This window comes from Herbaspirillum sp. C9C3 (assembly GCF_013359625.1).
GTDB lineage: Bacteria > Pseudomonadota > Gammaproteobacteria > Burkholderiales > Burkholderiaceae_D > Herbaspirillum.
This window is the reverse complement of sequence record NZ_JABFMQ010000035.1, coordinates 13,192-29,192: the sequence shown is the minus strand read 5'-3', so window position 1 is coordinate 29,192 and position 16,001 is coordinate 13,192. Positions and strand designations below refer to the sequence as shown.

6 protein-coding genes are annotated in these 16,001 nt (G+C 64.5%); 1 reads left to right on the top strand and 5 read right to left on the bottom strand.

The features are described from left to right. The coding region (locus tag HNO82_RS20720; RefSeq protein WP_249777061.1) for an MFS transporter at positions 1-1,263 on the top strand (1,263 nt) is incomplete at its 5' end. A 6-nt stretch (positions 1,264-1,269) separates the two neighbouring features. On the opposite strand, the gene HNO82_RS20715 is transcribed toward HNO82_RS20720, so the two are convergent. From HNO82_RS20715 to HNO82_RS20695, 5 genes are all read right to left on the bottom strand, one after another. After that, positions 1,270-1,605: a helix-turn-helix domain-containing protein gene (locus HNO82_RS20715; protein WP_175344979.1), complete on the bottom strand. Its 336-nt coding sequence runs from the start codon at positions 1,603-1,605 to the stop codon at positions 1,270-1,272. A 109-nt stretch (positions 1,606-1,714) separates the two neighbouring features. Further along, entirely contained in the window at positions 1,715-2,119 is a 405-nt protein-coding gene (locus HNO82_RS20710; RefSeq protein ID WP_249777060.1) for a helix-turn-helix domain-containing protein, read from the bottom strand. Between the two features lie 2 nt (positions 2,120-2,121). Beyond that, complete coding sequence (locus HNO82_RS20705; protein WP_008330140.1) at positions 2,122-2,514, bottom strand: hypothetical protein; 393 nt, start codon at positions 2,512-2,514, stop codon at positions 2,122-2,124. 9 nt (positions 2,515-2,523) lie between these two features. Continuing rightward, positions 2,524-3,375 (bottom strand): vesicle formation protein, encoded by an 852-nt coding sequence (locus HNO82_RS20700; protein WP_175344978.1) that lies wholly within the window; start codon positions 3,373-3,375, stop codon positions 2,524-2,526. Between the two features lie 132 nt (positions 3,376-3,507). Next, positions 3,508-15,978 carry an Ig-like domain-containing protein gene (locus HNO82_RS20695; protein ID WP_175344977.1) on the bottom strand — a complete coding sequence of 4,157 codons (12,471 nt, stop codon included), beginning with the start codon at positions 15,976-15,978 and terminating at the stop codon, positions 3,508-3,510. Positions 15,979-16,001: the final 23 nt, after the last annotated feature.

Below are 16,001 nucleotides of genomic sequence, written 5' to 3'. Positions count from 1 at the left end.
CCCGCCAGCACCGCCGCCCCGGCGGGTTTCACACGCTACCAGAAGACCGTGGTCGGGCTCCTGGCCTTTCTGCAATTTGCGGTCATTCTCGATTTCATGCTGATGTCACCGCTGGGTGCGGTGATCATGCCGGCCATGCAGATCACGCCGCAACAGTTCGGGCTGGTGGTCTCCGCCTACGCCTTCAGCGCCGGCGCCTCCGGCCTGCTCACGGCCGGCTTTGCCGATCGCTTTGATCGCAAGCGGCTGCTGCTGTTCTTCTATGGCGGTTTCGTGCTGGGTACGGTCTGGTGCGGCCTGGCGCAGAGTTTCGAAAGCCTGCTGCTCGCGCGCATCGTCACGGGCCTGTTCGGCGGCGTGATCGGCTCCATGACGCTGGCCATTGCCACCGACCTGTTTGCACCGCAGCTGCGCGGGCGCGTCATGGGGGTCATCCAGACTTCCTTTGCGGCCAGCCAGGTGCTGGGCATTCCGATCGGGCTCTATCTGTCCAATCGCTGGAACTGGCATGTGCCGTTCCTGGCCATGGCTGCTCTGGGCGCCGTGGGCGGCATCGTGGTCAGCGTCAAGATGCAGCCGGTGGATGGCCACCTCAAACTCAAGCAGGAGCACACGGCCTGGATGCACCTGTATCACACCCTCACCGAGCCCCGCTACCTGTTCGCCTTTGCCACCACTGCCCTGCTGATGACGGGCGGCTTCATGCTCATGCCCTTCAGCAGCGCCTATCTGGTCGGCAACCTGGGCATCGATCTGCACCACCTGCCCACGGTCTACCTGGTGACCGGACTGTGCACCATCGCCTTCGGTCCGCTCATCGGTCGGGCCGCCGACAAGGTCGGCAAGTTCCGGGTCTTCGTCTTCGGTGCCGTACTGTCCATCATCATGGTGCTGATCTACACGCACCTGGGGCCGGTCACGGTCCCCATGATCGTGCTGGTCAATGCGGTCTTGTTCCTGGGGATCTTTTCACGCATGATCCCGTTCCAGGCGCTGGTCGCCTCGGTGCCGGTGCCGCAGCAGCGCGGCTCCTTCAACGCCATCAGCGCATCGATCCAGCAACTCTCGGGCGGGGTGGCCTCGGTCGTGGCGGGCCATATCGTCACACTCGGCCCGCAGGGCCAGTTGCAGCATTTTGATGTGGTGGGCTATGTCATCGTGGGAACCACGCTGCTGGCGTCAGCCCTGGTGTGGCGCCTGAACCGCGAGGTGCAGGCAGGTACTGTCAACGTGGCGGCCAGTGCGCCTGCCACGGGACGCTGAAGGCGCTCAGACCGCGCTGCGGCCGGCATAGCTGGCCAGGATGCGGATGATCTCGCGCCCCTGGACATCGATACGGCAATAGTGATCGACCAGTTGTCGGACATCATTATCGCTCTCCCGGGGCAGTACCTCGGGTTCGTTGCCGGTAAGCAGCCAGTTGATGTCGACCGCAAATTCGCGATAGAGCTGCAGCAACAGTTCTCCCCCGGGCATGGCCTTGCCGGCTTCCAGCCAGCTGATGTGACCGGTGGACGTATTGAGGCGCTGCCCCAGCTCACGCTGGCTCAGGCCATGTGCGAGCCGGATTTCCTTGATCCGCCCACCGATTTCTTCACTGTACATATGCTCTCCTCTGTACGGGCGAGCCCGTTTGCGCTGCCCGTATCCCCGTATGCCGGGCAGTTGCCCGCAGCGGCAAGCAGCCGCGGCGGGCCCACCTGGACCTTGGTCTTCAACCGCTCCTGCTCACCAGGAAATTGGCCACCGCCATCACCAGGGATTTGCCACGCTCCGAGGCGCGGACATAATCCCCGATCAACACCTTGACGTGGAAGCCATGACGGGGCGGCATCTCCTTCTCCAGCCCGGTCAGCAGCCAGTTGATGTTGACGTCGAACTCCCGGTGCAGCGAGCGCAAAAAGCGCCCGCCCGGCATGCTGTGCCCCAGTTCCACGCAGCTGATGTAGGCACCCGAAGTCCCCAGGCGGCTGGCGAAGTCGCGCTGGTTCAGGCCACTCAACATGCGCGTGGACTTGAGACGCTCACCGATGGCCTGCTTGCAGCACTGCATGGCATCCACCACGGGCGCTGCAGCGGGCGCTTCGGTCAGCGTCGACAGATCAGCAGGTTCATCCATCCTCAGCCTCCCAATGGAAATGCCGCACCGTGATCCCACTGCGGCAGCGGCCTGTCGTGCGCATGAGCCACATACAGATGCGCAGCGACACCGGAACCGGACTGGTTCAGGAAGTCGAACTGTTCACTCTGCATGAAGATCTGCTGAAGAGTCAGTACGCCATCACTGAACTCCAGGCGCCGGTTCGGGTTGACCAGCGCATCCAGCGCACCTTCCCGCAACAGGATCTGGCCGCCGCTGCGCAGCACCAGCAAGAGATCGATGCCCAGGCTGCGCACATCGCTGATGGTTTCGATGGAAATCTTGCGCAGGGCGGTGCCGGCCTGGGTCACATCCAGCGTATAGGTGGTCTTGCCGACCAGGGCGTCCTCGATGGAACTTGCGGCATCAGACATCGGGCCTCCTCACTCGGTCTTCTGGATGCGGATTTCCAGCCCTTCCGTGCCACTCTGGCGCGCCGCAGATACGGGTTCGATGCGCTGGCGGATACGGGCAGCCGGCACACCGATGGACAGCAGGTGATTGCGCACCGCCACCACGCGATAGAAGGCCATGCGGTTGGACTCCGACAAGCCCTCCACGGCCGCCGAAGAAATGGTGAAGTTCTGTTCCACGCCGGGGTTCCATTCGAAGTGCTTGACGAAGGTCTCGTTCATGCGCCTGGCTTCGTCCGGATTCAGGTCCACGGTGCCTGGACGGAAGCGCACGATCAGCACGCTGGGCCGCAAGGCAAACTGCTCCACGCCGGTGGGTAACGCTCCGGCCGTGCCGGTGGCGTTGAGCACGCGTTCGGAGGCTCCTTCCTTGGCCAGATCGGCTTCAGGCGTGGACTTCATGTTGTTGCCGCGTTCCTTCTGGTTGGGCTTCTCGACCTTGGCCAGGCCCGATGCCTTGAAACGCTGGTCGCTCTCGCGCAGCTTTTCCTTCAGCTCGGCCACGTCGGCCTTGTAGCGAACCTCGTTGTTGTTGAGCGTCTGGCGCATCTGCTCAATCTGGGCATGCAGCTCCTCGGCACTGGGGGTGACCGGGGTGAGCGCGTTGGGCCCCGGCAAGGCCTGGGGGAAAGGCTTGCCCGGCATTTCGATCTCGGTAGCCTTGCTGTCCTTGGCTTCGTCGCGCGCGCGCATGGAAAAATACATCACGGCCATGGCCAGGATGGCGATCAGAAGCAACAGGTACATGACCATGTTGACCATGGAATCGACGTAGCCTGGCCAGAAATTCTGCTCATCGGAATCTGCGGATTGCGCTGCCATTTTTTTCTCCTTCATCTGGTTTGAAAAACGCTGGACACGGCCTGCGGCCGGTCCGTCTGTGGGGCGCAGGCATCGGCCCCTCAAGGAGCCGATGCGCGTGCGTGTCAACGATCTCGGTCTAGGTCAGGGCCATCACACACCGAAGATCGTATGGGTATTACTTGGGTTGTAGGCCACGTTCTGCAGGTACAAGGTGTAACTGGTCGTCCCCGCCCCGGCTCCGTCCAGGTCCACCACCAGCTTGGTGGAACTGGTGCTGTAGGCGGAGGCCTTGACGAAGGTATCGAGGTTGTCCTTGGTGACGGACTGTGCGAATACCGTCACCTTGTCCTGTCCCAAGGTGAAGTCGGAAACCGTGGCCACCAGCCTGGAGGAGTCGCTGATGCCGAATCCGCCCAGCATCAACGTGTCCTTGCCCTGGCCGGTCTGCACCACGGTATTGATGCCACCGGAGGTGACGGACAAGGGAATCTGATCATCGCCGGCACCTCCGCTCAAGCTGTCCAGCTTCTGCGGCACCCAGTACCAGCCCAGCGTCTGGTTCTGGAGAATGGTGGTCTGGCCATTGTTGACACCGTTACTGATATTGGTGGCCGTGATGGTCAGGTCGTGGTACATGCCCGGCGCCAGGATGTTGGCCGGCGTGGTCAGCGAGAAGTCGCCCGCCATCACCTCGCTGAACGCGATCACCTTGCCGCCCATGCTCACCGAGATCAGGTAGCTGTCGCCGGAACCTGCGCCACCGACATTGCCGGAGAAGGTCAGATTCTGGTCCAGACGCATGAGGGTCACCGGACTGGCAGGCGTGTCCGCGATCACGGCGTACTTGCTCGCCGAGGCATTGATGGGCTGAGTATCCGGCGTTTCACCATTGACCCGCAGATTGCTCAGAACCGGTGCTACCGCATCGCCTGTGAGCGTGAGACGGATCTCATTGCCTGCCACCACATTGCCCGCCGTGTCGGTGAACTTGGGCGTGATCACATGCTCGCCGGCGCCCAGACTGCCAGCGACCGTCACCTCCAGTGTCGCTGCGGCATTGCCCACATCGGCCGCACCCAAGGTGCGGCTACCCAGCAACTTGTTGCCCTCGTACAGACCAATGACGTCACCAACGCTGGCCCTGGTGCCGTCATAGCGGACATTGACGGTCGGCTGCGAATTGGCGTTGTCCGTGGTGATCTGGTAAAGCAGACGGACATTGCCGATGTCGTAATTCTGCGCAGCGGTAGGGGTTGTGAAGGCGTATACATCCGTAAGGGCGCTATAGAAGCCACTCACGGCTTTGAGCAAGAGCTGCCTGCCATCGGGAGAAGCGAACGTGAAGTTTTCACCCTTCACATAGTCGCCGCCCTGGTGTGCCATGCTAAACATCGTATCCAAGCCAAACCCTCTCGGGAAAGAGAACACGCTGTTGTAGTGCTTGTCGGTCGTGTTCGCATCATTGGTAATAGGGACTCCACCCCATTCTGCGAAGAAGCCCTTGAGCGAAGAAACGAAGGTTGCCGCCGTCATCCCGGCCGGCAACAGGCTGGTGATATCCGCGCTCTCGCCGGAGTGCAGGTTGTGCTTGTTGGTGTCGCCCATGATGTCCGGAATGCTCAGCATCTTGTAGCTGATCTGCTTGTTGTTCACCAGCGTGCCGGTAATGCTGGCCGGTGCCGTCATGTCCACCGACAGTGTCACGCCAGTGTTGCTGCTGTTGCCCGCCACATCGGTGAGCGTGATGGTGGCACTGAGGTCACCTGCGCTCGGCGTGGCATTCTGGTACTGGATGGCCTTCAGGATGGCGCGCGTATCCAGTCCGCTCATGGGTACACCGGAGCTCTTGCTGATGGTCAGTACCTGGGTGCTGCCGTCGTAGCCATAGCTCAAGTCGCTGACGCCGCCGATGCTCTTGCCGCTCACCGTAGCCAGGCTGGCATTGAGCGCCAACGGCACGTCCAGGACCAACTTGTCCTTCTGCAGGTCCAATTGCGGGCCATCCAGCCGGATGCGGATGCTGCTGATGTCATTGGTCGGCCAGACCGCAATGTCGTGCGCGAACAGTCCTTCTCCCGCCGCCGCCCTGGCCGCCGTGAACGCCTTGCGCGAGCTCGTTTGCAGATTGACCAGGGTGGCATCGGCATCCAGCGTCGGTGCGTGGGTGTCGAAGAGGATGCCCGCCGTCGAGGCGTTACCGGTCTCGCCGGTGCTGGAAACCAGGCGGAAACTGGCCGTGCGCACCCCATCGTGGGTACTGCTGCCCCCCAGTTTGATGGCCTGCAAGACCGACTGCACCTCGCTACCGCTCCAGCTCGCACCGCCGGTCTTGCTCAGGGTGAGCGTACGGCTGGCACTGTCGTAGCCATAGCTCAGACCAGCCACGCCACCGACCGTCTTGCCGCCGCTGACGGGCAGGTCGGTATTGAGGGCCAGCGCCGTGTCGAGGATCAGACGATCGTTGAGTACATCCAGACCAGCCCCACCCAGCACCACCTTCACTGCGGTGACCTGGGTCGAAGTCGGTGCAGCCACGCTGGCATCGAAGGCGACACCGGCGGCCAGGCGAGTGGCGTCGGTGAGGTTCTGGCTGGAGCTGGACTGCAATCCGGGCGTGCTCGGATCCAAGTCCAGCAACAGACTGTCGCTGCCCACGTTGAGGGTGGCCTGCATGGAGGGACCAACCAGTCCGGCCTCGTCGCGCAGAGTGAAGGTGATCACCCGGCTGCCGGCGGTGGGGGTGAAGTTTTGCAGCTTGATGTTTTCCACCAGGGCCTCGACCTCGGCAGCGGTGAACGTGCCGCCTCGGGTCTTGGTGATGTTCATGGTCCGGGTGGCCGTGGTGTAGACATAACTGATGTCGGCCACGCCGCCCACGGTCTTGCCGCTCACCGGCGCCAGGTTGGCATCCAGCGCCACCAGAGCATCCATCAGCAGCCGGTCATTGACCAGATCCAGACCGCTGCCGCTGAAGACCACATCGATGGCCGAGGCCGTGGTCTTGGCAGGTGGCACGATGTTGGCGACGAAGGCTGTTCCCGAGCGCAATTCGCTGCTCGAGGCTTGCCGCTGCGCGCTGGACTGGATGCCGTCGGTGAGCGCATCCATGTCCAGCAAAGGCGGCGTGGCGGTATCGACCAGCACGCCGAGGCTGGCCTTGGGGCTGGTGTTGCCCGCCACATCGGTCTGCTCTGCCGTGTAGCTCCAGGCACTGTCACGCGCACCGTGGCTGCTGACCATGCTCACGCCGACCAGTGCGACTTCGTTGTCGCTGGCGTCGCCGTTCTGCAGGAGTTCGGCCTGCACCAGAGCTGCCGAGGTATCCAGGGCACTCCAGGTGCGCACGTTTTCCGGTTGACCGGCCAGCGTGACGCCGCCCGCTGCTTCGCGGTACCACTCGTCGGTCCCCGACTGATGCGAAATGAGGTAACCACCATCCTGGGCGGCCCAGACATACCAGGCCGAGGCGCCACTGCCCTGGGTGTAGACCGGCTTGGACAAGTCCAGCAAGCCCCTGCCGCTGAGCACGAAGTCGCCACTGAATGAATTGAGCAAGGCCGCCTGGTCGCTGGCCGAGAGCAGGCTGTAGGTGCCATTGGCGGTACTGTCGTTGCCGTCGATCTTTTGCAGCCCACTGACCTTCAGGGTGGATGCAAGATTGAGCGACCACGCCCCATCGGTGGCCGAGGCGGTGAGCGTGCCCAGCGCGGTACCGTCGCCACGCTTGACGACGACCTGCGCGCCCTTCTCCGCCACGCCGCTCAACACGAAGCTGCCCGAGGTGGTGATGCTGGCGCCGTCGGTCGTGGTACCGGCGGACGCGTTCAGGACGATGGTGGGTGCAACGGCCTTGCTATCGAGCGTGAACTCGACGGCATCGCTCTTGACGCTGCTGTTGCCGGCCACATCGGTCTGCCGCGCCACGACCTTCTTGGCACCATCGCCGGTGAGTTTGACGCTGGTGCCGGTGCCGTTGCTCCAGGTGCTGCCATCGTCGGTACTGTATTGCCAGGTGGCGCCGCTTTCCAGTCCGGTGATGTTGAGGGTGCCATCGCTGGTGATCTTGTCGGTGGCCGTGCCGGTATCGCTCGCCAGGGACAGCCCCAGCTTGGCGGGCACCGTCGTGTCGAGCGTGAAGGACACCGCATCGCTGGTCGGACCGGCATTATCGGCCTTGTCGATCTGGCGTACCACGAGGGACTTGAGCCCGTCGGTATTGCCGGCACCATCGACTGCGCCCTTGAGCTTGACATTGCTGCCGCTGCCATTGCTCCAGGTGCTGCCGTTGTCGAGGCTGTACTGCCAGCTCGCACCGGACTCCAGGCCGCTGACGTTGACGGTACCGTCGTTGGTGATCTTGTCCGAGGTCGAAGCGCCGCTATCCCTGGCCAGAGCTGCGGTGATCTTGGCCGGTGCCGTGGTGTCCAGCGTGAAGCTCAGGGCTGCGCTGGCCGCACCGACATTGCCGGCCACGTCAGTCTGACGCACCAGAACCTTCTTGGCACCATCGGTATTGCCGGCGCCATCGGCTGCCCCCTTGAGCTTGACGCTGCTGCCGCTGCCATCGACCCAGGTGGTGCCGTTGTCGATGCTGTACTGCCACTTGGCACCGCCTTCCAGGCCGGTGACGCTGACGGTGCCGTCATTGGTGATCTTGTCGCTGGGCGAGCTGCCGCTGTCGGTGGCCAGGGCCGCCGTGGGACTGGCCGGCGCGGTGCCGTCCAGCGTGAAGCTGAAGCTGTCGCTGGTCGCGCCCAGATTGCCGGCGGCATCGGTCTGCCGCACCTGGATGGTCTTGTTGCCATCACCGGTGAGCTTGACACTGCTGGCGCTGCCCGCGCGCCAGGTGACACCGCTGTCGGTACTGTATTGCCAGCTGGCGCCAGCCTCCAGACCATCGACCTTGACGGTACCGTCATTGGTGACCTTGTCGCTGGCGGAACTACCGTTGTCGGCCTGCAGGGACAAGGTGGGCTTGACGGGTGCCGTCGTGTCCAGGGTGAAGCTCAGCGTGTCGCTGTCGGGGCTGGGATTGCCTGCCGTGTCGGTCTGCCGCACCACCACATTGCGCAGGCCATCGGTATTGGTCCCGCCGTCAACGGCACCCTTGAGCTTGAAGCTGCTGCCGGTGCCATTGATCCACGTGCTCCCCCCATCGAGGCTGTATTGCCAGTTGGCACCAGCCTCGAGCTTGCCGACATTGACCGTGCCATCGTTGGTGAGCTTGTCGGTGCGGGAGCTGCCGCTGTCGACGGCCAGGGCAATGGTGGGACGATCAGGAGGCCCCCCGTCCAGCGTGAAGGTGAAGGCATCGCTGGTGGGCCCGACGTTGCCGGCCACGTCGCTCTGCCGCACCACGACGTTCTTGTCACCGTCACCGGCCAGCACGAAGCTCGAACCGCTGCCGCGCGACCAGTTCACGCCATTGTCCTCACTGTATTGCCAGCTGGCGTCAGCTTCCAGACCGGTGACGTTGATCGTGCCATCGCTGGTGATCTTGTCGTTGATGACATCGGTATCGCGGGCCAGCGACAGGGACAGCGTGCCAGGCAGCGTGCTGTCGAGCGTGAAGCTGTAGCTGGCGCTGGGGGCGCCGATATTGCCGGCCAGGTCGGTCTGGCGCACCACCACGCTCTTGACGCCATCGGTATTGCCGCTGCCGTCGGCCGCGCCCTTGATACGCACGCTGGAGCCGCTGCCCGCGGTCCAGGTGCTGCCGTTATCAAGGCTATATTGCCACGTGGCACCGGCTTCCAGCGCGCCCACATTGAGGGTGCCATCATTGGTGATGCGGTCGGTCGGCGAGCTGCCGCTGTCGCGCGCCATGGCCAGAGTCAGCCTGGCGGGTGCGGTGGTATCAAGTGTGAAGTTCACTGCATCGCTGCTGGCGCCAACGTTGCCAGCCACGTCAATCTGCCGCGCGATGATGCTCTTGCTTCCATCGGGCAAACCGCGCAGTCTGACGCTGGCACCGGAACCATTGGTCCAGGTGGCGCCGCTGTCGAGGCTGTATTGCCAGGCCGCACCGCTTTCCAGTCCATTGATGTTGAAGATGGCGTCATTGGTGACCTTGTCGCCTTGAACCCCGCTATCACTGGCCAGGACCAGATTCGGAGCAGCCGGCGCGGTGGTATCCAGGGTGAGGCTGAACTTGTCGCTGTTGGGGCTGGTATTGCCGGCGGCATCGGTCTGACGCACCAGCAGGTTCTTGGCCCCGTCACTGCCACTACCCCCTTCGGCGGCGCCCGCAAAGCGGAAGCTGGTGGCGCTGCCGTCGTTCCAGGTCACGCCATTGTCGAGGCTGTACTGCCAGCTGGCGCCGGCCTCCAGTTGGGCGACGTTGACCGTGCCTTCATTGGTGATGCGGTCAGTCCCATTGCCGCTGTCCTTGGCCAGACCCAGCGTCGGCTTGGCCGGCAAGCTGGTATCGAGCGTAAAGCTCAATACGTCGCTGATGGCACCGACATTGCCGGCCACATCGGTCTGGCGGACCACGACATTCTTGGTGCCATCGACATTGCCGGCACCATCGACGCTGCCCTTGATCTTGACACTGGTGCCGCTGCCGGCGCTCCAGGTGGTGCCGTTGTTCAGGCTGTACTGCCAGCTGGCGGCACTCTCCAGGCCAGCGATGTTGACCGTGCCATCCGAACTCAGGCGGTCGCTGGTGCTGCTGCCGGTATCGCGGGCCAGCGTTGCGCTGAGCTTGGCCGGTGCCACCGTATCGAGAGTCATGGCGAGTATCTGCTCGGCGCTGTTGTTGCCGGCGCGGTCGGTCTGGCGGACCTTGACGGTATGACTGCCTTCGCCGGTGACGGTGAAGCTGCCGCCGCTACCCGGCTGGTAGTCGCCGCTATCGATCTTGTAGGCCCAGCTGGCGCCGGCTTCCAGGCCCGACACCAGCACCTTGCCATCGCTGGTGATGCCGTCCCCGGCCGTGCCGGTATCGCGCGAGAGCGCGATGGACGAAGAAAAGACCGGCGGCGTGGTATCGATATTGACCGTATGGTTGACCTTGATCGAATCGATGCCCTTGACGGTATTGTGCGACTGGATGCCAATCACCTTGTCCACACCATTGGCGCCGTTGGCACCCAGCGCCAGCCAGTCGGCGTCGGTAAGGGTGTAACTCCAGTTCCAGACGCTGGTGCCGGTACCGGAGTCACGGGTGACGATACCGCTCTTCATGACGCTGCCATCCGGATAGAACAGCGTGACCGTATCATCCTTGCCGGCGGTGCCGGTCAGGGTGACGCCGGCGGTACGCTCGCCCAGATTGATGATGTCGTCGCCCGCCACCGTGTTCATGGCCGGTACGTTGGTGACCGTAAAGACCGCATCGGCCAGCTTGGCCCAGGAGTTGACGCTGCTGCCATCATCGGCCTGTCTGGCCAGCTGACTCTGAACCTTGGCCAGGTTGCCCGCATTCACACCCGAGATCTTCAGCGTCGCAAAGTCGTCCACCGTCAGCGGCTGGCTGTTGTCGCCCTGTACGGCCAGTCCGACCTTGGCTGCGAGGGTCGCCAGCGCGGCGATCTTGGCGGGGGTATTGACCTCGGTGGAGGAACGGCTGTCCACGATGGAACTGAGCAATTGCACGATGTTGCTGCTGGCGCCAGCGGCGCCACTGTCCAATGCCAGCAGGGCGGACAGGTCCACGCCCACATGATCGAAATCAACCTGTTTGGCCAGGTTGGCGTCACTGGTGTTGCTGGGCACGCCGTCGGCCTGCTTGAGCAGTTGCGCATAGCTGTTGACCAGTGACTGGATACCGGCCACGGAGTTGACATCCGTACCGTCGACACCGGCCGTGGCCAGCGCGGCCAGGATGCCGTCCTTGTTGGCATTGGCACCGACCTCGCTCACCCCGATCACGCCCAGCGCCTGGAAATCGGCCACCGTGGGGGCGTCGCCGCTATTGCTGTCGGCGTAGGCGACGATGCGATTGATGGCCGTGCGCGCGGCCGCTGCCACGTTCCGGATCTCGGCCACGGTATCGACATCGGCCACGGTGCGCGATTGCAGCGCCGCGACCACGGCATCGCTTTCCACCGCCGAAAGGCCACTGATGCCCAGCACCTTGAAGTCGGCCGTGCTCAAGACGTCGGCCGGCGAGATGAGGTCGCCGCTCTGCTGCGCCGCGATGTTGAGCACCTTGTTGGCGATGGTGGCCAGCGCGCTCAGGCTGGCCGGACTGTCCACTGCCGCCGCATTGGCCGCGCCGTCGACCAGCTGGTTCAACAGCTGCAGGTTGGACGCTGTGGCCAGCTTGTCGGTGAGGGTCTTGTCCAGCCCCACACGGACGTAATCCTGCGCCACCGGAAGATCGGCTGCCGCGGTGCTGATGCTGCCATCGGCCAGGGCCAGCAGCTTGGCATAGCTGTTGACGATGCCCTGCACCTGGTCGGGCGTGCCGGCCTGATCCGCGCCCACCGGGCCGGAAGCGAGCGCCTTGTTGGTGGCGCCGAGGATGCTGTCGGCCACCGCCTTGGGCGTGGACGGCAAGAGCACACCCATGTCGGCATAGTCCTGCGCCACCGGTGCGGGCTTGGTGTTGTCGCCAGCATAGTCGCGGATCTTGTCCTGGGCAGTGATGGCCTTGGAGACCAGGCCTTGCAGGCCCGGCAAGGTATTGATGGTGGAGAGCTTGTCGGCCGGCAGCTGCTGCAACTTGGCCAGCACCGCCGGCATGTCCTTGTCGTTCAGTCCGGTGACGCCCAGTTGCTCCAGGTCGGCGCGCGACGGCGCCGAACCGCCCGCACCGGCCGTGCTGTCGAGCACACGGGCGACGGTATTGGCCAGGGTCAGCACTTCCTCAGGGGTATCGATCCTGTCGGCCGTGAGACGGTCGATCACCGAATTGAGCAGCGAGAGGTAGTCGGTCTTGGCACTGGCGCGGCCCAGGCTGCTCAGGTCCGCTCCCAGCAGGCGATAGTCCTCCATGGCGGGCGCATTGGCCGGCGTGTTGGCCACGCCATCGGCCAGCCCCAGCAACTTGTTGGCACTGTCGACGATGCCCTGCACCAGTTCGGCCGTGGCCGAACGGGTGCCGTTGACGGCACTGGTGGCCAGCGCCGAGAGGACGGCAAACAAGCCCTCCGGCATGGCATCCGGGCGATCCGGTGTGCCGGCGCCATACTTGCCGACGCCGTTCACGCCCATGTCGCTGAAGTCCTGGGCGACCGGGGTCACGCTATCGGAACCGGCCTGCGCCACGGCACCGGAGGTCTGCCGCTCGGCATAGGCCATGATCTTGGCCTGGGCCGCGCGAGCGGCCGAGGCGACCGACTTCAGTTCGGCCAGGGTATCAACCTGGGCCGGGGTACGCGACTTGAGCGCGGCCATGAAGGCCGACAGCGAAGCCGCATTCACGTCCGGCGCAGCGCCCGTACTGGAGAGTCCCAGCGTGGTCAGTTCGGCCAGCGTGATGCCGGCCGGTGCGTCGTCCGGCTTCACATCGGCATCGGCCTGGCGCATCACGCGGTTGACGATATCGACCAGGTTCAGCGCATTGATCTTGCCCAGATCCGACACCGAAGCAAAATTCGGACGGGCATTGAAGACCTCGTTGAGCAGCTTCAGGTTGGCCGGGGTATTGTTGATGGCCATGCCCAGCGCGCTGAATTCTTCATGGGTCAGAGGTGCACCTGCCTTGGGCGTGCCATCGGCATTGACCGCATCGGCCGCCGGACGGCTGGCGTCGGCCATGATGCTGCTGGCCGAGGCCAGGTTGCGCAACTTGGCGGCGGCGGTAGCCATGAGCTGGACCTGTGACAGGTTCAGTGCGGCCAGCGCATCGCTGCTCAGGGCCTTGAGGCCGCTGTTGATCAGGCCGACCGTCGAGGGGGTATTGCCATCGACCTGGGCCACCAGGTTCTTCACGCCCAGCGCAACGAAGTCGTTGGTCAGGGGCGGGGTCGACGTGGGGGTACCGGCCGCATAGGCGGCGACGCGGCCGGCAGTAGCTGCCAGCTCGGCGATCCTGGTCGGGGTCGATACCGTGCTCTTGTCAGCCGGCTGGGCGTCCAACGCCGTCACCAGCAGGCCAATGGTGCCGCGCGCCACCGCCATATCGGTCGCCGACAGGCCGCTGGCAGTGGGGTCGGGCAACCTGGCAGCCGGCACACCGATACGGATCAGTTCATCCCGCGTGATGGGGGACGCCAGGTTGCCAGCCGCGCCGTCGGCAGCCTGCAAGACATGCAGGTAAGCGTCCACGATGGCTTGCAGCTTGCTCTTGCTGTCCACCAGACCGGAGCTGGCCAAGGTCTTGACCGAGGCATTGATGCAGGCCAGCGTATCGGCAGTCACGCCGGTCACGCCTGCGCGGGCATAGTTGTCAACGGTAGGCGCCAGCACGCTGCCGACGGCCCCAAGTGCCGCATCGGTATTGGCGACGTTGTCGGCGTAGTTGCGGATGATCTTCAGATCCTTCAGCAAGCCATCCACCAGGACTTGCAGACGGGTGCTGCTGTCGATGCGGCTGACGTCCGTGCTGGCGACCAGCGCCTGCACATTGGCGAGGAAGGCTGCATCCAGGCCCTGCACGCCCAGATTGGTAAAGTCGTCCATGGTCAACAGCGCGGCCGCATCGGCGCTGCCGGCTGCGGCGATCATCTTGCCGGCAGACGCGTTGATGAGGTCGATGCGCGCGGGCGTGTCGACCTTGTCGCGGCTCAATGCGTCCAGAGCGGTGGCCAGCAGGCTGATGCGATGGCTGTTGGTGGCAGCGCTCACGCCTACCCCCAGACGCTCCAGTTCGGCTTCGGTGGGCACTGCTGCCGAGCCGATCGGATCGGGTTGGGCGCGGCTGCCGTCGGCGGCTGCCAATACCTTCAGGTAGGCGCTGGCAATGCCCTGCACCAGCGGCTGGGTATTGGCGTGGGCGCCGTCGACAACGGTGGTGGCCAGTGCCGCATTGACGGAGGCCAGGCTGGTACTGCTCACGCCAAACACACCCATGGCGGCGTAATCATCGACGGTCGGTACGCCCAGCGAGGCGCCGGTATTGTCCTGGGCATAGGCGCTGATCTTGGCCAGCGCATCCACGGCCTTCTGCGCCAGCGTGGAGAGCTCTGTCAGCGACTTGATCCGGCTGCCGTCGCTGCCGCTGGTGCCAATGGCGGCCAGGATGGCGCCCTGCTGGGCCACCGTCCTGCTGCCGATATCCAGACCCAGCAGCTTGAGGTCGGCCACCGTGGGCATGGATGCGGCCGGCAGGCGGGCGGCACTGTCCATGAGCTTGTTGACGGTATCCATCAGGGCCTGCAGCTTGTCGGTCGTATCGACACTGGCCAGCGGCCTGGCATCGATGGCGCTGCCCAGCAGCGCTGCGCCGGAACCATCTGCATCATTGGTGGCGCTGGAGTTGCCCATCTTCAGACCCAGCGCTGCGTAGTCAGCGGCCAGCGGTAGTGCATTGGCTGCCGTGTTGGCACTGTCATCGGCCAGCGCGGCGATCTTGGCCACTGCTTCGGCGGCTTTTTGCAGTTGTGACTGATCCTTCACCTTGTCCACGCCCAGACGCGGCAATGCGCCATCCAGCAAACCCTTGTTCTGAAGATTCAGACCGGAAAGGCCGACGCTCGCATAGTCATCCAGGGTCGGCGCAGCCGTGCCGGCCACAGTCGCCGCAACGATGTGGGCATAGGCATCGACGATGCCCTTGAGCTTGGCCGGGTCGCCCGCCAGTGCAGCGGTGATGGCGGTGCTGGCCAGGGTGGTATTGATGGCGCCAAGATTGTCGCTCACCACCAGCGCGGTGCCATCGCTTCTGACCAGGCCCACGGCCAGGTAGTCGGCAGCCACGGGCTCAGGCTTGGAGGCATCGTCGGCGTAGGCACTGATCTTGGCCTGAGCCTTGATGGCCAGGTTGGCCACGGCTTGCACTTCGGCCAGGCTGTCCACGGCACTGGCGGCATGCGCCGAGACGGCGCTCAACACCGCTGCCGCAGCGGCATTGGAGGTGGCAGCAGGAGCCACGCCCAGCGCGATCAGGTCGGCGGCGGCCAGGCTGGTGGGCAGACGTTCGGCGGCAAAGACTTGCGCGGTGCCGGCCAGTGCCAGCAAGCCCTGGGCAGTGGCCAGCAAGGCTTCCAGCTTGGCGGGAGTATTCATGACGGCCTTGCTGGACTGCTGGTCCAGCGCGGTCTGCAACAGGTCCAGCGCGGCCGGACGGGTGGCGGCATCGACCGTCACCCCTACCCCGCTGAGCAAGGCGCTGAAGGCGGCGCGCGTGGTCGCGCTCAGGGCCGCGGTATCGGCTTTGCCGTTGACCAGGGCAAAGAGCCTGTCCCAGTTGTCGAGGATGGCCTGCAGCTTGGCCGGCGTATCGATCTGGGCAGCGCCGATGGCGACGGTCAGCAGGCTGGCCGAGGCACCGATGCCCTGATCGGCCTCGACGCTGGCCGGGACCCTCAGGCCCATGGCCTTGAAGTCCTCAGCGGTAGGACGACCGGCATCCTCCGGGAAACCGCCTGGTGCTGCGATCAGCTCGGCATAGACCTGAATCTTCTGGTAGGCCGTCACGGCGGTGGCCACGACGCTCTGGAGCTTGGCCAGGCTATTGACGTCGCTGCCGTTGTCGGCACCGGCACGGATGGCGTAGAGCGCAGCGGCCACGGCCGCCGGTTTCTGCGCACTCA